This is a genomic window from Paenibacillus lacisediminis (assembly GCF_046567315.2).
In genome coordinates this window covers 88,110-106,443 of record NZ_JBKIAX020000005.1, presented here as the reverse complement: position 1 = coordinate 106,443, position 18,334 = coordinate 88,110, and the positions used below count along the sequence as shown (strand labels likewise).

Below are 18,334 nucleotides of genomic sequence, written 5' to 3'. Positions count from 1 at the left end.
TTAACCAACTTCGAGAACCTACTATATTGCCCTATTCGCAGCGCAAAACCGCAAAAAAGTGAACCTCGCCCGCAAATCGTCTCCAGCCGACCGGCACAGATTCCAAATAAGCATCCTTTGAAAATATGAGGCCTGCGCAGGCGTGAATTTCGCGTACCGTACACTAGTGATCTTCTCAGCCCGTCGGAGTTACTCTACCCCTTCATTGGAAAAATCCAATCAAACCGCTGCATCCCCACTTCACTTCTGATTCCATTGGAGATTTCCAATCAGAACGCCAGGCCAGGCAGGCCGCGAAAACCTGGAACCGCCCCCGATCATATCGGCTTGTTGAGATGTGAAGCCTACGGTCCAGCTTTTTTTCAACCTCACCCGCTTGGGATATAATAGGAGTATCCATCCGATCGTGGGGAGGAACCCTAGCGTGCCGAAAATCGAAATTCCGCATCGCAAAAGCGACCGTTTCCGTTTCAAAAAAAACGCCCGAGCTGCTGTTCGCCGGCCAAGTCGTCGATGAGCGCCGTTTTTACGCCCCGCCGCAGATCCACAATTTTTGCGAAATTATTTATATTGTCGAAGGCGCCGGAGAATTCCGGATCGCGGGCAAAACTTACGAGGTGCACCCCGGGGACGTGGCTGTATACAACGCCGGAGTACCGCACGAGGAGCGCTCGCTGAGTCCGGAACCATTCAAATTGATTTACTGCGGCGTAAGCAACGTGCATATCGGCGGCGTTCCGCAGGGGCAACTGCTTCCCGCGTACGTGGAGCCGGTTATTCCGTGCGAAAAATACGCCTACAAAGTGGAAAGCTGCCTGTCGGAAATGCTGCAGGAGTGCGATTCGCAGGTACTGGGCTACGAAACGCTCAGCAACAACCTGCTGATGTCGCTCATTACGCTCCTGTACCGGATCGTCGACGTCAAACATCCATTTGACCCGTTCAAGGACAAAAACGAAATCACGGTCCGAACCAAACAATTTATCGATAAGAACTACACCCGCAGCATCACGTTAAAAGAAATCGCCGACACGCTTTACGTCAGCCAACATTATTTATCCCACCTGTTCAAAAAGGAACTGGGCGATTCGCCCGTCAACTACCTGATCACCCGCCGCATCGAAGAGGCCAAACGCCTGCTGTCGGATAGCGACGCACCGGTCCATGAAATCGCTTCCCGCGTCGGGTACGGTAACGACAAATATTTTTCCATGCTGTTCAAAAAAGTGACCGGCCAGTCGCCCAGCGCCTACCGGGACTTGGAAAAGCAAAAGCGCGATGAGTGTTCCGAGCGTTGAGCAGCGGAAAAGCAAAAGCGCGATGAGCATTCCGAGCGTTGAGCAGCGGAAGTGCACGGTAAAACGCAGAGACGGACTAGTCCACTAAACCGTAGCGACGGATTTGTTTGCTAAATCGTAGCGACGGATTTATCCGCTAAACCATCATGTGGGGCGCCTGATCAACCATCAAGTGAGGGCGCCCGATAAACCGCAGAAAAGTTGTTCTCTTACGTTTGGCAGGGGATAGACGGGGAAAAGAACCGCGAGGAGTGTGCGAACTTCCTACGAAACGCAAAAGTGCAGGCGGTTTTTGTCGAGATTCCTCGAAACAGGGGGTTCAAATGCAAATGTGCAGTTCATATCCGGTCGAAAGAGACTTTTTTATCGAACGGCTGTAAATCAAATGCATTTTTGCATTTCACCTGCTCGAAAAGGGGGGTTAGCGGAAAAATCAAATGCATTTTTGCATTTGGTTCCCTCTACCCGGTAGCGTCCTAGCAAAAAAAGCACGAGACCGACAGGAGTTATGTACTCCTGCCCTCGCGCTTTTTCTAGTACTCTGGCGAAAGACGCTATTCGTTCATTCGTTCATTCGACCGCCCAATCGTTTCAACCCGTCACGATCAGCTCGGCGGAGATGGTGTCGCGGCAGTTGCTGCCGACTTGAACGGCGACGCGGCAAGGCTCGGCCGTAAAGCGCAGTTCGCGGTTCCAGATGCCCAGCTCTTCGCGGCCAAGGGCGAATTCGACTGTCCGGCGTTCTCCCGGGTTCAGCTCGATTTTGCGGAACCCCTTCAGCTCGGCGATCCGCCGGGTAATGCACGATTCGCGGGCGCGGATATACAGCTGGACCGTTTCCGCGCCGCTGCAGGCCCCCGTGTTCTCCACCTCAACGCGCACCGTTACCTTCTCCCCGCTCTCCAACTCGCCGACCGAGACAGCGTTTCGCGACAACGACAGATTCGCATAAGCAAAAGTCGTATAGCTTAACCCGTAACCAAACGGGTACAGGGGCACGGAAGGCATATCGACGTAGACGCGGGGCCGGCCGGGGTCCTTCTGATTGTAATAAACGGGAAGCTGGGCCGAGGAACGCGGCAGCGAAACCGGCAGTCTGCCGCTCGGGTTCACCTTCCCGAAGAGGATTTCCGCGATCGCCCGGCCGCCTTGCGTGCCGGGATACCAGGCGCACAGGACGGCGCCGCACAGGTCGTCGATCCCGGTCAGCGCATGCGGCCGGCCCTGGATCACAACGGCAACGACGGGCGTGCCGGTGGCGGCGACAGCCTCGGCCAGCTCCCGCTGCACGCCGCCGAGCGACAGGTCCGCGAGGTCGACGCCTTCGCCGCAGTCCATCTCGGACGGACTGCCCTCCGAGACGATGGCCGCGCCGTTGCTGTCGAAGTCGCCGCCGAATTGCCGGGCGCTGCTGCCGCCCAGCACGAGCACCGCGACGTCCGCACCCTTCGCGGCCGCCACCGCCTCCGCGATCCCCGCCATAGAACGGTCGCGGATGCCGCAGCCCAAGGCGTGAATGATTTCCACGCCTTGCGGGGCGCACGAGCGGATGCCCTGCAGCACCGTAATACCGGTGCCTTCGCGCTGCACGCTCGTGTAATCGCCGAGTTGGTTGTACAACCGGTCGGCGTTTGGCCCGATCACCGCGATCCGCTTCACGCTCGGCGCAAGCGGCAGCAAACCGGCTGCGTTTTTGAGCAGCACGGCCGCTTCGCGGGAGACCTGCAGGTTCACCTCCTGAAATGCCGGGTTGCCGACGACGCTCACCGGCCGCAGCTCCGGAACATACGGCCGGTCAAACAGGCCCAGCCGGAATTTCAGCCGCAGCACGCGCGCGGCCGCCCGGTCGATGTCGGCTTCCTGCACCAGCCCCTGCAAGACCGCTTCCTCCAGCGTCGAAAAAGCGGTATCCCACAGGCTGAGGTCGACGCCGGACGTTAACGCCAGCGCGGCCGCGGATTCGTGGCTGCCCGTCAGCGCCAGCAGCCGGTCGACTGCGCAGCCGTCGGCCATCACGATACCGTCAAATCCCCATTCCTCGCGGAGAATGCCGGTCAGCAGTTCGCGGTTAGCATGGCAGGGCACGCCGTCGATCTCGTTGTACGCCGCCATAAAACCGGCGGCTCCGGCCAGCGCTCCCGCCCGGGCTGCCGGGAGATGGATCTCCCGCAGCTCCCGCGGCCCGATCGCCGCCGGACCGGCGTTGCGGCCGCCCTGCGCCGCTCCCTGCGCGCATAGATGCTTCAGCACGACCGCAAGCTTGTCCGGCGCGTCCAGCTTCGTCGGGTCTTCGCCCTGCATTCCGCGGACCGCGGCCTCCGCAAACCGGGCGGCCAAGCAAGGGTCTTCGCTGAAGCATTCCTCGGAGCGCCCCCACCGGGGCTCCTGCAAAATATCCAGCGCCGAGACCAGGCCGACATGGGCGCCGCGGCTGCGGATTTCCGCCGCCACATGGGCGTATGCCCGCTCCATTAGCGCCGGGTTCCAGGTCGCGCCGGCGCCGAGATTGACCGGCAGCAGCGTCCCGCCCAGCGCCTGGTGGCCGTGCGGGCATTCTTCCGTCAACAGCACGGGGATGCCGAGCCGGGTATTCTCCAGCACGTACCGCTGGACCATGTTCGCCGCTTTGGCGCTTTCCGCCGCGGTGATGCCGTTTTCGTAGTTTACGCCCGACCAGGGATCACTGCGGAACAAGCCGTACAGCGCCCCCATTCCCCCGCCGCGGGACACCTCTTCTTTAAACGCGCCAGTGAGCGCAATTTCATCTCCTTGCCGGACGTAGGCATCCCAGCCGTACATCCGCTGGTTGAGCTGCCCTACTTTTTCCCTAAGCGTCATCCGGGCGAGCAAATCCTCCACCCGCTCCTCCACCGGTGCGGCGGACTGCTTGTATTTTTCCATCCCGTTTCCCCCGTTCTATCGGCCTCTATTCATTTGGGTCCGCAGCCGCATCCATGCTGACCATGAGCCCGCGGTATTCCTTCGGCGTCATGCCCGTATACGATTTGAACACGGACACGAAATATTTATATTCCTTGTAGCCGACCTTGTCGGCGATCTCAAACACCTTGTCATGCGTCGTCGCGAGCAGGGCTTTGGCATGTTCGATCCGCATTTCATTCATGTATTCGGTGAACCCTTTTCCCGTGCTTTGCTTGAAAATATAACTGAAATAGCTCGGCGTGATTTTCAGCCAGGAGGCCACTTCGGAAGCTTTGAGGTCGGTGCGGTGCTGCTCGATGATGAATTTTTTCGCCTTTTCGATAATCCAGTAAGACTTGTCGATCCCGTTTTTATCGATCAGCCGCTGCAGCTCCTCCATATCCTCCAGGACAAGCGTTTCGAGCCCGGCATAGGAGTTGTAAATGTTCAGATCCAGCTGGCCCTGATGGCCAAAGTCGAGTCCGGTCATGCCGCTTTTGCGCAGGCGCTGGCGCAGCAGGGCCAATAATTCCTCATACGTTTTCACGATTTCCGCAAGCAAAAAACGCGATTCGCGGAAAAGACCGAACATCTCTTCCACCAATGTTTTGACTTCCTTCTGGTCCTGTTTGAACAAAGCGGAGACGAGACGCTGCACCGTTCCCGCGATATCGAAGTCAGCCTTCTTCCGGCCGGCCAGGAGTTCTTCGTCGTCCCCGGCCAACAGAACCCGGCGGCCCTCTAAAGCATGATAGGCCAGCAGCCGGGCGGCTTCGGCGCAGCGGTCTGCGGTATCGGCCAGGTTTTCGTAAATTCGGGAAGCGCCGCAGTAGATTCGTCCGCCCTCGAAAGGCGCCAGCGGCGGTATGGCCGAGGCCAGCAAATCGTCCCAAATTTTCGGCTTGACCCAGGTCTCCGATAACAGCAGCGTGATCAGCAAATTATCGTGGTCAAAGACGGAAACCGTCCGAAAGGAAGCGCACTCCAAATGGCCGTGAAGCCCGCGAAGCCAGGAATCCTGGACCGTTTCATAATGCTCCTGCTCCATATTCGCGAACCGTTCGTGGAACTCGGCCAACTGGGTGGCCAAAATGCGGAACTGGACGCCCTGCAGCGAAGCCGGTGCCTCTTTTCCGTAAGCGGTCCCATGACGGGCCATGCCCAACAGCCACAGCTTGATTTCCTGGTCGCTGCTCTCGCTTTGGCGCACGCGGATATCTTGGACGATTTTTTTGACCACTTCCGTCAATTCCTCGATATCGACCGGCTTCAGCAAATAATCATTGACCCCAAGCCGGATCGCCTGGCGCGCATAGCCAAAATCCTCATAACCGCTGATCATGACCACCTGCACCTCAGGATGGTCCTGCCGCAGCCGGGCGGCCAACTCCAGTCCGTCCATGCCGTCCATGCGGATATCCGTGAGCAGCAGGTCGACGTTTTGTTCCGCAACCAAACGCAGCGCTTCTTGTCCGTCATAGGCCTCTCCCACGACCTCCACGCCAAGCTCCTCCCAGTCGATCGTATAGTGAAGCCCTTGGCAGATCACCGACTCATCGTCCACAATCAGCATTCTTATGCGCTTATCCGCTCCGTCGGACGCCAAACTCGAATAAAGATTACGAATCACGGCGCTCACCCCCTAATTCTTGGCCTTGGGTATGGGGAAAACGCAGCCGCACCCATGTCCCTTTGGCCGAAGTTTTAACGATTTGCAAACCATAATCCTGCCCAAAATAGATCGACAATCTCTCGTGTATGTTGTGCATGGCGCCCTCCCGATTGCCGTTCCTTGGCGAATGCTCCAGGGCCGCCCGGATCTCTTCCTCCCTGCCAGGGTCCATCCCTTTGCCGTTATCGATGACGTCCACCCAGATTTCGCCTTCATGGGTATAGCAGCGCACACGAACTGCACTTACCGGCTTGCTGCGGTCCAACCCGTGTTTAAGGAAATTCTCCACCAGCGGTTGAATCGTCGCCTTGAGCGTGACGGCCTCCTCAATCCCCGCCTCCATATACAGGGAATATTTCAGCTTGCCGCCAAGCCGGCGCTGCTGCAGATACAAATAGGACTGGGCAAACTCCAGCTCCTTGCGCATCGTCGTTTGATAGCTCCCATTATTCACGCTGGAACGGAAAAATTTCGACAGCATTTCGATCAATTGGCTCGATTTGGCCGCTTTTTCCAAACGCGCCGTCCAGCGGATCATGTCCAGGGTATTGTACAAAAAATGCGGGTCCATCTGGTTTTGCAGCAGCTTCAGCTCCGATTCCCGCTCCCTCAGCTCCAGCTTGTATTTATGCTCGATCAGCTGCTGGATCGTTTGCACCATCTCGTTGAATTTGCGGTTCAATTCGGAAATTTCGTCATTGGAACTCACAGGAACCCGCGCGTTGAAATCTCCGTACGCAACTTTGTTGGTTTCTTTTTTCAAGCGCAAAATCGGACGGATAATCGTATAGTGAAAACCGATCAAAGCCGTTAACCCAAGCAGGAGGATCGCCGTCAAAATCACCAGCATGGTCAGCTTGATCCCACGGAATTCTTCGGCAACCTTGTCTTCCGGGATCATCGCGATCACTTGCCAGTCCGTGTTTTCCATGCGGTTGTAAATCGTCAAATAACGTTTGCCTTCCACTTCATAGGTCAGATCGCCCCGGCCGGAAGCCAGCTTGTCCAAAAGCGAAGCATCCGGCTTGAAGCCGCTTGGCATATGATCCTGCGATCCCAAAATGAGCTGCCCGTCGCCACCAACGATAAACACGCTGCCCGCCCCGTCCTTGAAGATTCCTTTTTCCAGCAAACCAACGATACTCGCTTCATCCATGCGGATGATCAACCGGCCGAGCGGTTTCGTAATCTGGCTGTAGGAATTGAGGACACGGAACATCGACAGCACGCGGACTTCTCCATTCCAATCGCTGTGCAGCGTGTAACCTTCGGTCCAGGTGATCGCACCTTTCCGCGCTTTGGCGGCCTGCTCCCACCTTTGTTCGTCGCCGCTGAACGGTTCACCCATTTCGATGAAGCTGCCGTTAAACCCGGAAATTTCGATCGACCGGATGTAGGCTTTTGACATCAGCTGGAACGTCAGGAAATCCTCAATGTTGCGTTTCAGGTTGGCCTGCTGTTCGCTGCTTAGCGGAGGGGAGGTCCTTAGAAAGTTCCTCATGTCCGGACTTAATATCAAATAGTTGGCGATGTCCTCGACCATTTTCGTTTGTTCGCCGAGCTGGCCCATGACATTGTCCAAATTTCGTTTCGTCGAATTGATGAATTCGTTTCTCAGCACCCTGTTGAATTGGTACTGCACAACCACACCAACGCCGAAGGTCGGCAAAATGACGAACAGCAAAAAGATGACCAGCGCCTTCCGTTTTAAGCCAAAGTTGCCGAGAACCTTTCTGTAGCTTGTCATCATGCTGTCGCCTCCGTGGGGTCGTGATGTTGATGCTAGGTCTGGGTGATCAAGAAAAGCGCCGATCAGCGCTGTAACGGACTGTAATGACCTTATTTGCCCATTTCCCGGGTATTTCCCGATTTAACGGACACGGAAGACCTTATTTGCCTCCAATGGTGACTATTTGAGCTGATTGAAGGGCAATAACGTCGCCTGTGTCCGTTACAATTTTTAAGCCACTGTTTTGAGCCGATTAACGTCTCTGGTGTCCGTTAGCTTCATCGCCTTGTGCGTTGGCGTTCGGCACGCCATTTCTCCCTAGCGCGGGCGGCCTTGCCACCAGTTCTTTGTCTTGCTCAGGCCGGCTTATCGCCAGTTCTTGCCTTGCATGGCGGCCTTGCCACCAGTTCTTTCCATAGCACCGGCGGCTTATCGCCAGTTCTTGCCTTGCGCAGGCGGCCTGCCACCAGTTCTTTCCATAGCACCGGCGGCCTTACCGCTAGTTCTTGCCTGGCGCGGGCGGCCTTCCACTCGCCTGTCCCTCTCGCCTACCCTTTGACTGCGCCCGCCGTCATGCCGGTGACCAGTTGCTTCTGCAGCAGCAGATAAAAGATGATGATCGGGATCAAAGCCATCGTCAACGCGGCCATCTGCAAGGTGAAGCTTGCCGTTTCGATGCCAACGAAGTTGGCCAGGCCCAGCGGCAGCGTTTTCAGTTCGGCCGAGCTGATCAGCACGAGCGCAAACAGGTATTCATTCCAGTTATAAATGAAGTTGAGAATAATAACGGTGGCGAGCGCCGGCCTGGTGATCGGGAGAATAATCGACCAGAAGATCCGGAAAATCCCCGCGCCGTCCATAACGCCCGATTCCTCCAAATCTTTGGGGAAACCCCGCATGAAGCCCTCCAGAATAATGATCGTCAAAGAAAGGTGGAACGCGGTGTACGGCAAAATAAGCGACAAATACGTATCGAGAAAATGCAGTTTCTGCATAATCAGAAAAATCGGAATCAGCGTCGCGTGAATCGGCACGAGCATGCCCAACAGGAACAATCCGTAGGTCAAGCCGCGCAGCTTGAAATCAAACCGCGACAGGAAATAGGAGGCCAATGCCCCGAAAAATACGGTCACAAGCAAGGAAGCAAACGTGACGATGATGCTGTTCAAAAAATAAACGTCCATATGCGCGACCTTCCACGCTTCCGTATAGTTGGAGAACTGCAGGCCTTCCGGCAGCGAAAACGGGCTGGCCGCGTATTCCTGCTCCTTTTTGAAGGAGTTCACCACCATCCAAAAAAGCGGGACTATATTCATAATAGCGAATAGGCTCAAAAAAGTGTACGCAAATAATCGAAACCCTAAGGACTTTTTATGCATCGCAAATCCCTCCCTCCTTAAGCATCTTTCTCGCGGCCTAAACGGTTGATCAGGCTGATGACGATCAGGCTGAACAGCAAGATCAGGATCGACACGGCGCTGCCGTAACCGTAACGCATGTTCATAAAGGCGCTGTTGTACATATGGATCGTCATGACCTCCGTCTGATGAGCAGGGCCGCCGCCAGTCAAAATCTGGATTAGATCGAAAACGCGGAAAGAGTTGCTGATGCTGTAAACGACTCCCACCATGATCGTACCGCGGATCATCGGAATCGTGATGCGCCAGGTGCGCTTGAGCCCCGTTGCCCCGTCCAGCTCGGAGGCCTCGTTGACCTCGTCGGGAATATTTTGCAGCGCGGCCAGGAAAATAACCATATAAAGCCCGCAGTTTTGCCAGATGTAGGCGATGCTGATCGCCAGCATGGACCAGCGGTTATCGCCGAGCCAGTTCTGCTTCCAGCCGTCCAGGCCGAGAAAGCCAAGCAGATTGTTCAGCATGCCGTACTCCGTGTTGTAGATCATGCCCCAGATCAGGGACACCATCACGGAGGAAATGACAACCGGCATAAAGCCGACGGTGCGGAAAAAGCCGGAACCTTTCAGGCCGCGGTTCAGCAGGAGCGCAAGCAGCAGCCCCAGCGGAATTTGCCCGATCAGGCCGGTCACCATGATGATGACGTTGTTTTTGACGGACAGCCAAAACGTGTCATCGCTTAAAATGTGCGCGAAATTTTTGAGCCCGATAAACTTCATCGCGCCAATGCCGTTCCAATCCATTAACGAATAATAAAGCGACAGCCCGATCGGAACGATGGCAATGCCCACATAGACGATCAGCGCCGGAAGCAAGCCGAGAAATATCGCCAGCTTCGTTCCTCGTAAAGTTTGCATCTTCAGGTCCCTCCTTTATGTCGAGATTAGGCTTCATGCCTTGCTTTTAAGGCCTATGAATGAAGAAAACCCGGTAATCGGGTTTTCTCCACAAGGCAGATTTTTAAATCAGTTCATGTTATCCATGGCTTCCTGAACTTCCTTGGCCAGCTCTTCCGGCGTGCCTCGACCCACTGTCAACGCTTGCAGCCCGTTTTGCAGCACGTCCACCACCTGCGTAGGAATGACGCTGTCGAATACCGGAGCCGTTCCGTTCCCGGTCAGCGCTAGCATTTCTTTCAGATAAGGGCTGGCATCCTCCGGAATCTCCACTTTCGCCGGCACGACAACGCCGTTGCGGATCAGCTCTTTGTACAGATCTTCATTTACAAAATATTTCATGAACTCTTCGGCAGCCTGTTTCTTTTTCTCATCAAGTCCGCTTTTAATGGCGATTCCGTATTGTACGACGCCGGCGCTTTTCTTCGGATCGCCTTTGCCACCTTCTACGCTTGGGAATAGGGCGATGCCGAACTTGTCCCCCTCTTCGTTGTTGATCCGCACTCTGCCGTCAACGGTCGCGGAGGAAATATGCATCGCCGCCTTGCCTTGAATGAAATAATCCTGGGCTTGCACGGAGTCCATGTTGTTGGCGTCCGTATTGAAGGCGCCCAGCTTCGTCAGCTCATCGATGACCGATAATGCTTTGACGAACTCCGGATCGGTAAACTTCGCTTTTCCCGCCAGCACCGCCGGCAGGAAATCGCTGCCCGTAAAGCGGTCGCCGATGATCGAAATGTAAGACGATTGCAGCGGCCATTGCTCCTTGTTGCCGAGCGAAATCGGGGTGATCCCCGCTGCCTTCAGCTTTTTCACCGCATCGATGAATTTATCGTAGGTGTCCGGGAATTGATCATAACCCACCTGCGCGAACATCTCTTTGTTGTAGTAAATGATGTCCACGAAGTTCTGTTTGGTTGGTATCGCATATTGCTGTCCGTCCACGTTGAATCCGGCAAGCGCGCTCTCCGGCAGAATCGAACCCCAGTTGTCCATCATCCCGTTGATCGGCTCCAGCAGGTTGCCGGCAACGAGCGGAGCCAAATCCGCACCAGGCCATACGACGTTGATGTCCGCCAAATTGTTGGCCGCCGCCAGGGTACGCAGCTTCGTTTTATATTGGGCCGACGGCACGCCGTCTTGCTTGATCACGATGTTTGGATGCTCTTTTTCGAATTCGGCGATCCGCGCCTTGTACACTTCATTGTCCACGTTCGGGGACGTCCAAGGATGCATCATGTTCAAAGTAATCGTTTCCGTCCCGCCTGCCGCGCCGGCGTTGCCGCTGCCGCCCTCGGCCGCATTATCGTTGCCGCAAGCCGCCGCGAACAGGGACAGCACCGCAACCAAACCAAGCAGTACCACTTTTTTGCCTCTCTGTGTTTTGCCCATAATCAACCCTCTTCTCGTGTTATTTTATAATCATTTCCGAAACATAACAGATAATGACCTATTTTATATCTTCATCCGTTATATTACCTATTATAAAAGGAGTGAATATTCGACTATATCCCACAAATCTTCGATTATATCCAAAATATTAAGGTGATTTTGACGACTTAGATTTTAGTTGCAGAAAATATGTTATATAATCTAACATTCTAATTTTATTTTTACGATGTCACACTATGGCAAGAATTTTCGTCACGCTTTCAGTAAGCGTTTGCAATTCCCTTCTGAGAATAACCGCTCTGACGCGGTCATTCCATGGAACGAGCATTAAGTGCGTGTTCAAAAAGTCGGCTTTTCAGCACCGAGAAGGTTGAATGAAGCTAGGGACTGAGTAGCGGAGCGTACGTTGGGTACGTGAGCAACGGAAGGCCCGGCTGAATTCAAGATTCGACGTCGAGACCACTTTCTGACCTGCTTCGTGATAAGAAAAACTCTATCGGCGCACAATCAAAGAAGACAGACCGCCCTAAGTTGAAGTTTTTCTTGCGATTTAAGGAAGGCACACTTCGGTGACTATTCATTCTTAAATCTTCAAAAGTTGACTTTTTGAACTACCTCTTTAAGCTTGAGGTTCGTTCAAAATGTAATCGACGAGCTCCTCTACCGGTACCGTGGCCAGTGCGATCGCCGTGTCGGTCACTCCATAGTAGATGTAGAGCAGGCCGTCCTTCACCACGTTCCCCGTCGGGAAAATCACGTTCGGAATCTGGTAGCCGAATTTTTCGTAATACGTTTCCGGTTCCATGATGAAATTTTTCGTGCGGGCGATAATTTTTTCCGGATTATCCAGATCAAGCAGCATCGCGCCGACCCGGTACACAATCTCGTCGTCCACCCCGTGGTACAACACCAGCCAGCCCCGATCGGTGCGCACCGGAGGCGTCGATCCCCCGATTTTGCGCGATTCCCAGGCCGGGTTTTCGGCCTTCGCCAGCAGCTTCGGCTCCTCCCAATGGATCAGATCGTCAGAATAGGTGATCCACATCGCCGCTTTTTCCGTGCCATAGGCTTCGCCTACATATTCCTCCGGCCGGCGCAGCAGCACGAACTTGCCGTTTATTTTCTCGGGGAACAAGATGTTGTCACGGTCGTTAATGTCGAGCGGCGTCGTGTCGGCCACAAACTCCCAGTCGATCAGGTTTTTGGAGGCCAGGATCGACGAGCGCGTCAGCCAATGCCCCTCCTGCTCGCCCCAGCCGTCCGGATACTCGGGAATCGAGCGCTCCGGCACGCCCCGGCCGGTCGGATAGTAGCTCATCGCGCACGGACGCAGCGCATAGTTCATGTAAAACGTACCGTCGATTTTGACGATCCGCGGGTCCTGCACGCTTCCGTAAGGAAAACCAAGCATGTCCGGCGTGACGATCGGTTCATCCTTCACATGGGTGAAATGCACGCCATCCTCGCTTTCCAGGAGCCCCAAGAAGTTTTTACACGGGGTCAGCGATCCCGCCGTCCGCTCGATCATATAAAATTTGCCGTTATCGATAATCACCGCAGGATTGAATACGGTTACTTTTCTCCATTCAAAATCTCCCGGTACCACGATCGGATTGTCCGGGTGCCTCGTAATCTTCATCTGTGCTCCTCCTCATGTAAGCCCTTTATATATGCCCTACTGCTATTATAGCCCCGGCTTTTCGGAGGAAATATCCCATAAACTTTCGAAAACGTCCGAATAATATCGTTGGTTTGCCGTGAGGCTTCATCCGCTAGTCATATGAGTTGAACTAAAAATTGTACGGATAGAGGCAGCCGGGTGAAATGTTCTTACGATCGCTGTTGTTCCCGGATTTCTTTGATTGTGCGAATTCAAATATAGTAGAAATCCGCTCACAAAGGCGAACGCTACCGCTTCTTCAGAATCATTTCCCCCTCTTGCCTTCCCCCGTCCTGTGCTCTAGTTCAACTTTTACAGGCAAAGCTGTGTTTCACCTTTTAACAGCCAAAGTAAAAGGCTCTCCCGAAGCGGATTGGACCGCCTGCCGGGACAGCCTTTATTTAATAAAGAATGAACGCCGCGCTTACGCATCATAATCGACGACGTAATTTTGCAATTCCGTATTGTAGTAGCCGATGCTGTATTCCGCCACCTTACCCTGGGCATCCCGCGAATAACGCGAGCGTTTCAGGACGGGCAGCCCCTCGGCCAGGCGCAAGAACTCCCTTGCTTCGGACGGCGGAACGGATACCGCAAACTCGTCCCGAAGCTTATCCAGGACAATGCCCTGCTCTTCCAACAGTTCGTAAAACGAATGATCCTGAAGATCCGCCAGTTCCAAATCTTTTCGCGTCGGTGCCACATAATGCACGTAATAAATATAAGGCTTGCCGTCGAGAAAATAAACCCGTTCCAGCTTGGTGCAACGTTCTCCGAACAGCCCGTAAAGCTCCGATTCCGCTGTGTTGCGGACGGTTTCGGCGCTCAGCCACTCTTTTTGGATACGATGGCCATCTTCCACCAAAATCTCCGTGAAATGCTTCCATTTCGACCATTTGGAGGCGGTTTTGTTGCGGATCACCCGGGTGCCTTTGCCGCTGCCCTTTTCCAAAAACCCCTCCTGAACGAGCTCCTGGATCGCTCCGCGGACGGTGATTTTGCTTACGGCGAATTCCTGCTCAAGCTGAGGTTCGGAGGGGATGTTCGTCCCCAGGGGATAAACGCCATGGAGAATCCGATCCTTGATGATATTTTTGATTTGCAAGTATAACGGTCTATCTTTGCGGGACAAACTCACAGCCCTGTTCCCTACCTTTCCACATCGCCGGGGGAAGCTTGCTCCATCGCCCGGAGGATATCCGCCTCTGTCGCCATCGGGGTGTCGCCCGGCACGGTATGCGCCAGCATCCCCGCCGCGGCCGCAAACCGGACGGTTTGCTCCGGGGCGAAGCCCGCCAGCTCGCCGTGGATGATCCCGCTGGCGAAAGCGTCTCCTGCCCCTATTCTATCATAAACGGAAAACGTCAGCCGCTCGGAAAAGACCAATCGCCCGTCTCTGTACACAAATCCGCGCAGTGAATGGGAATTGTCCCCGTGGATAAAGCGGTGCGTTCCGGCGATCACGGAAATACCGTATTCTGCCGCCACGCCCGGAATCAGCTCCGCGAGCTGTTCTTCCCGTTCCCGCTTCGTTGTGTTCATGCCGAGGGTGAGCATGGCGTCTTTTTCGTTCATCAACACGATATCGGCCAGCCGCAGCATCGCCTCATAATGCGGTTTGGCTTTGGCATAGCCGCCTTCTCCCCAGAGGGACGGACGGTAGTTGCAGTCGAAAATCACCTGGCCGCCCCGCCGTTTGACCGCTTCGGCGAGCAATTTCATCTGCGCGCGCACGCTGTCATTCATCGCCAGCGTAATTCCGCAGAAATGAACCGCATCGATACCGGCCGCGATCTCCGCAACATCGTAAGTCCCTTCGGTTGCGGTGTTAAAGCTGCTCTCCAGACGGTTCGTGTAAGTCACGCGGCTGGGCCTCGCGCCAAAGCCGTTTTCCAAAAAGTACATGCCGATGTATTGGCCGCCGCGGACGACGCGGGCGACATCGATGCCAAGCTTGCGCAGGTAGGCTACTGCGGCGTCGCCCAGCGAATTGTCCGGTAAGCGGGTGACCAGCCATCCCGTATGCCCGTAGCGGGTTAAAGCGGAAACGACGTTGACGCCTGTGCCGGAAAAAGAGTACTTCAGTGTATCTCCCTGCTGCAGCGTCTCATACCCCGGCACCTGCAGGCGCATCATGACCTCGCCGAACGCCGCTATGCGCTTAGGCATATTGATCCGCCAGCATTTTCATGATTTTGGTCAGCAGCAGTACGTCCGCTACATTGGTTTTGCCTGTCTCCTTGTCGATGATCGAAGAATACACGTGCGGAATCACTTGCGGAACTCCAGCTTCCAGGGCGATCCGTAAAATAGCTTCAAAGTTGTCCAAGTCAATGCCGCCGGTCGGCTCAAGGGCAAAGTCCGCTTCGGCGCAAGCCTTTGCTACGGCGCGCAGCTCGTCTTCGCGGCTAAGTCCCTGCATCGGGAAATATTTCAGCGCGTTGCCGCCCATGTCGCGCACCAGAGCGATCGCCGCCTTAACCGGAACGACCGCAAGCTCCTGCTGCGCGGCGCTGACCGGGCCGGTGGAAATATTCACGTACCCGGCCTGGCCCGTCGGCGAAACCAAACTGTTGATCCAACTGTCCTGCGCTCCAAGATTGGCCCGCGTGGCTCCGACGGCCGGAAACACCTGGTTGATGTGGCTTCCGGGATAATGCTTGGCGATCTCCGCGACGACCGCCGCCTGGCGGTTATCGCCGGCGCCGAGGCCGATCGACACCGCGTCGTCGATTTCCCGGCCGTACTGCTTCATCGCCGTCACGGCTTCCTCTACCGTGGCATAGTCCTTGGACAGCACTCCGACCAGCACACAGCCTTCCGCCGCTTCGAAAACCTCTTTGGCATTGGCGATATCTTTCGCCAGCACATTGAGGGCAACCCGGTTTTTATAAAATCTTTTTGCAATCTGCGACATGTTAACGTCCTCCTGCCAATTCACGTATTTTTGCGGCAAGCACAAGGATATCGTCGCCCAATAGCGGGCGTGGATCAATATCGAAATACCCTTGTCTAACCCCATAGTCCCTGGTATAGATGGCGATCTCGCCGGTTTGCAGCCGCTCGGCCATTTCCTTGGCAGTGATACCAGCCTGCTGCGGATCGATTTGTACCCGAGCCCGGTAAATCGCCCGGCCGGCTTCGTCCTGCACGATGGTCACACAGATTCCAGGGATGCTGCCGAGCGGCATCAACGCCTGCAAAGCCGCTTTTTCCTGCTCACTGTTGTCCTTTTTGACGATGTATTCGTCCAGCGCCTGGAGCAAGCCGAAGGAAGTTTCCTTGCCCACCTTCATGCTTCGTCCGATTCCGTGCAGTTGCACCTTCACCCATTCGATGAAGGCGCGCTTCCCGGCGACGATCCCCGAAGTGGGACCCTCGATCGCCTTGGAGCCGCTATAAATCGCCAGATCGGAATACTTCACGTATTTTTGCAGATCCTCTTCCGCCGCCGCGTCCACGATCATCGGCACGTTGTTGCGCCGGGCCACCTCCCACGCTTCCTCGACGGAGATCATGTTCTTTTGCACAGCGTGGTGCGACTTCACATACAAAATCGCCGCCGTCTTATCGCCGATCGCGTCCTCAATATGCTCCGCCCGGCCTTCATTGGCGTAGCCGACTTCCACCAGCTTGCCGCCGCCGAGATAAACCATCGTTTCCACCGGTGCCCCGTACTGCACATTATGCCCTTTCAAAATAATGATTTCATTTTGCGGAATTTCTTCCTGATGCAAACGCAGGCTGCGGCGCCGGTCACCCCGGGTCACGATCGCCGCAACCGAAAGGGCAATGCCGCTCGAAGCCGAATTTACGACCACCGCCGCCTCGGAACCGATCAGGTTTGCGATATGATCTCCAGCCTTGTCGACCAGGTCGGCGATTTCCACATAGCTTTGGCCGCCCTGCTTCATCGCCTCCATCACGGTGTCGCTTGGCGCGGACACACCCAGAATGCTCATCCGCCCGCTGGCGTTAATGACGCGTTTAAGCCCGTACTTGGCATTTAATGAATTTTCCATCAACAATCACTCCTTTGGCTTCGATGCGGCGGTCCGAGACGCGCTGCTCTCCTTCTGAATCGACAAGCGTAGCCGCTGCTTCCTCTACGGTAAACAACGTTAAATTAGCGGGATCGCCGACCTTGATGCGGCCAAGCTCCTCCCTGCCTAGCCACTGCGCCGCGCGCGTGGTAACCGCGGCGATGACCTCTTCAAGCGAGTAGCCGAGGTATAGGAACTTGCTCAGCACATTCGCCATGCTGTACACCGGGCCGTTCAGCCGGTTGCCCCGGTAAATGTCCGTGCTGATCGTATCCGGGCCGATGCAGTGCCGTTTGGCCGCCTCGGCCACCCGGAAGGAGAAGCTGGCCGTGCCGTGGCCGACATCGAGATGAACGCCCCGGCTGATGGCGTCACGGAGCACCTGAAGCGGTTCGCCCTCGGCATCAAACAGGTTGTTGGCTTTGCCGTTGAGGTAATGAGTAATGATATCTTTTCGCTGCAGCAGCGGGATTACCTCCCGGATATCGGGCGGCGCGGAACCGATGTGCACCATCAGCGGCAGCCCCGTCTTCTGCGAAAGCTCCCGCGCGATGCGCAGCGGCTCCACGCCGTTCTCACGGACCACGCTATGGCTGATCCGCGCCTTGAGGCCGACGATGGAAGCACCGTAATCCGCAAGCGCCTGTTTCACACGGTCCTGGTCGATCCAAGCCAATTCCGCCAATTCGTCGATGCGTTTCAGCCCGATCCGCGAAATGTTCAAAAACGCCAGCAGGTTGGTGTCGGCCTGCTTCCCGCTGGCCACGAGATCGCCGATCCGGTCTGCGCCGCAGCTGCCGGCGTCCACGATCGTCGTGACGCCCCGCTTGACGCCAATCTCGTCGATTTCGTCACCGTACGGATCGAATTCCGGAAAAGCGTGGACATGCATATCAATCCAACCGCTAGATACGTAGACGGGGGAAGCGCTGCGTGTTCTTGTTCCGTCGGTGATGTCCACACGTCCGGGTAGACTGGACGCCTCCGATGTTGCCGGGGCGCCCGCAAGCTCCTGTCCGCTCCATCCTTTGTCTCCATGAGCCTGGCCGGCTGGGGTAATCGCGGCGATTTTCCCAGCCTCGATCACGATGTCGATCTCTTCTCCGGTCACCCGTTTAAGATGGCGGAGAACGAATTTTTCTTTCACTTTGATCGCCTCTTTTGGATAAACGTTATAATGTTTAAGCTGCGTTTAGCATAACACGGAAGTATCGTATAGTAAATATAACGTTATAATGTTTAATATAAGATGCCTTGCTTGTGAGTATTTCCGATTTTGAGGAAGCTTGGATCATCTTTGCTGTGAT

At 55.4% G+C, this 18,334-nt stretch carries 14 protein-coding genes; 1 reads left to right on the top strand and 13 read right to left on the bottom strand.

Annotation, left to right across the window (positions count from 1 at the left end; genetic code table 11):
- Window positions 1-470: 470 nt before the first annotated feature.
- A complete protein-coding gene (locus tag ACLD72_RS11700; protein ID WP_458475778.1) occupies window positions 471-623 on the bottom strand; it encodes a hypothetical protein in 153 nt (50 codons plus the stop codon).
- Between ACLD72_RS11700 and ACLD72_RS11695 the strand changes: the two genes are divergently transcribed.
- Window positions 561-1,298 carry an AraC family transcriptional regulator gene (locus tag ACLD72_RS11695; RefSeq protein WP_458475802.1) on the top strand — a complete coding sequence of 246 codons (738 nt, stop codon included), beginning with the start codon at window positions 561-563 and terminating at the stop codon, window positions 1,296-1,298. The genes ACLD72_RS11700 and ACLD72_RS11695 overlap by 63 nt on opposite strands.
- A gap of 591 nt (window positions 1,299-1,889) precedes the next feature.
- Here ACLD72_RS11695 and ACLD72_RS11690 read toward each other — a convergent pair.
- The 12 genes from ACLD72_RS11690 to ACLD72_RS11635 all read right to left on the bottom strand — a co-directional run bounded on the left by ACLD72_RS11690 (window position 1,890) and on the right by ACLD72_RS11635 (window position 18,174).
- The gene (locus ACLD72_RS11690) at window positions 1,890-4,199 is read right to left on the bottom strand and encodes a glycoside hydrolase family 3 C-terminal domain-containing protein (protein ID WP_410999545.1); all 2,310 of its coding nucleotides are present in this window, start codon (window positions 4,197-4,199) and stop codon (window positions 1,890-1,892) included.
- A 25-nt stretch (window positions 4,200-4,224) separates the two neighbouring features.
- Window positions 4,225-5,850 carry a response regulator gene (locus ACLD72_RS11685; protein ID WP_410999543.1) on the bottom strand — a complete coding sequence of 542 codons (1,626 nt, stop codon included), beginning with the start codon at window positions 5,848-5,850 and terminating at the stop codon, window positions 4,225-4,227.
- Window positions 5,840-7,639: a cache domain-containing sensor histidine kinase gene (locus ACLD72_RS11680; RefSeq protein WP_458475777.1), complete on the bottom strand. Its 1,800-nt coding sequence runs from the start codon at window positions 7,637-7,639 to the stop codon at window positions 5,840-5,842. The genes ACLD72_RS11685 and ACLD72_RS11680 overlap by 11 nt, the downstream gene beginning before the upstream one ends.
- 530 nt (window positions 7,640-8,169) lie before the next feature.
- The gene (locus ACLD72_RS11675; RefSeq protein ID WP_410999539.1) at window positions 8,170-9,000 is read right to left on the bottom strand and encodes a carbohydrate ABC transporter permease; all 831 of its coding nucleotides are present in this window, start codon (window positions 8,998-9,000) and stop codon (window positions 8,170-8,172) included.
- A 17-nt stretch (window positions 9,001-9,017) separates the two neighbouring features.
- A complete protein-coding gene (locus ACLD72_RS11670; RefSeq protein ID WP_410999537.1) occupies window positions 9,018-9,893 on the bottom strand; it encodes a carbohydrate ABC transporter permease in 876 nt (291 codons plus the stop codon).
- 108 nt (window positions 9,894-10,001) lie between these two features.
- Window positions 10,002-11,324, bottom strand: coding sequence for an extracellular solute-binding protein (locus tag ACLD72_RS11665; protein ID WP_410999535.1), 1,323 nt, complete (start codon window positions 11,322-11,324; stop codon window positions 10,002-10,004).
- Window positions 11,325-11,943: 619 nt separating this feature from the next.
- The gene (locus tag ACLD72_RS11660) at window positions 11,944-12,963 is read right to left on the bottom strand and encodes a glycoside hydrolase family 130 protein (RefSeq protein ID WP_410999533.1); all 1,020 of its coding nucleotides are present in this window, start codon (window positions 12,961-12,963) and stop codon (window positions 11,944-11,946) included.
- 445 nt (window positions 12,964-13,408) lie between these two features.
- On the bottom strand, window positions 13,409-14,122 hold the full coding sequence (locus tag ACLD72_RS11655) for a GntR family transcriptional regulator (RefSeq protein ID WP_410999531.1): 714 nt from the start codon (window positions 14,120-14,122) through the stop codon (window positions 13,409-13,411).
- An 11-nt stretch (window positions 14,123-14,133) separates the two neighbouring features.
- On the bottom strand, window positions 14,134-15,153 hold the full coding sequence (locus tag ACLD72_RS11650) for a sugar kinase (protein WP_410999529.1): 1,020 nt from the start codon (window positions 15,151-15,153) through the stop codon (window positions 14,134-14,136).
- Entirely contained in the window at window positions 15,146-15,901 is a 756-nt protein-coding gene (dagF, locus tag ACLD72_RS11645) for a 2-dehydro-3-deoxy-phosphogluconate aldolase (RefSeq protein WP_410999527.1), read from the bottom strand. Before dagF ends, ACLD72_RS11650 begins: the two co-directional genes overlap by 8 nt.
- Before the next feature lies 1 nt (window position 15,902).
- Window positions 15,903-17,006: a DgaE family pyridoxal phosphate-dependent ammonia lyase gene (locus tag ACLD72_RS11640; RefSeq protein WP_410999525.1), complete on the bottom strand. Its 1,104-nt coding sequence runs from the start codon at window positions 17,004-17,006 to the stop codon at window positions 15,903-15,905.
- Window positions 16,972-18,174, bottom strand: coding sequence for an amidohydrolase/deacetylase family metallohydrolase (locus ACLD72_RS11635; RefSeq protein WP_410999523.1), 1,203 nt, complete (start codon window positions 18,172-18,174; stop codon window positions 16,972-16,974). Before ACLD72_RS11635 ends, ACLD72_RS11640 begins: the two co-directional genes overlap by 35 nt.
- Window positions 18,175-18,334: the final 160 nt, after the last annotated feature.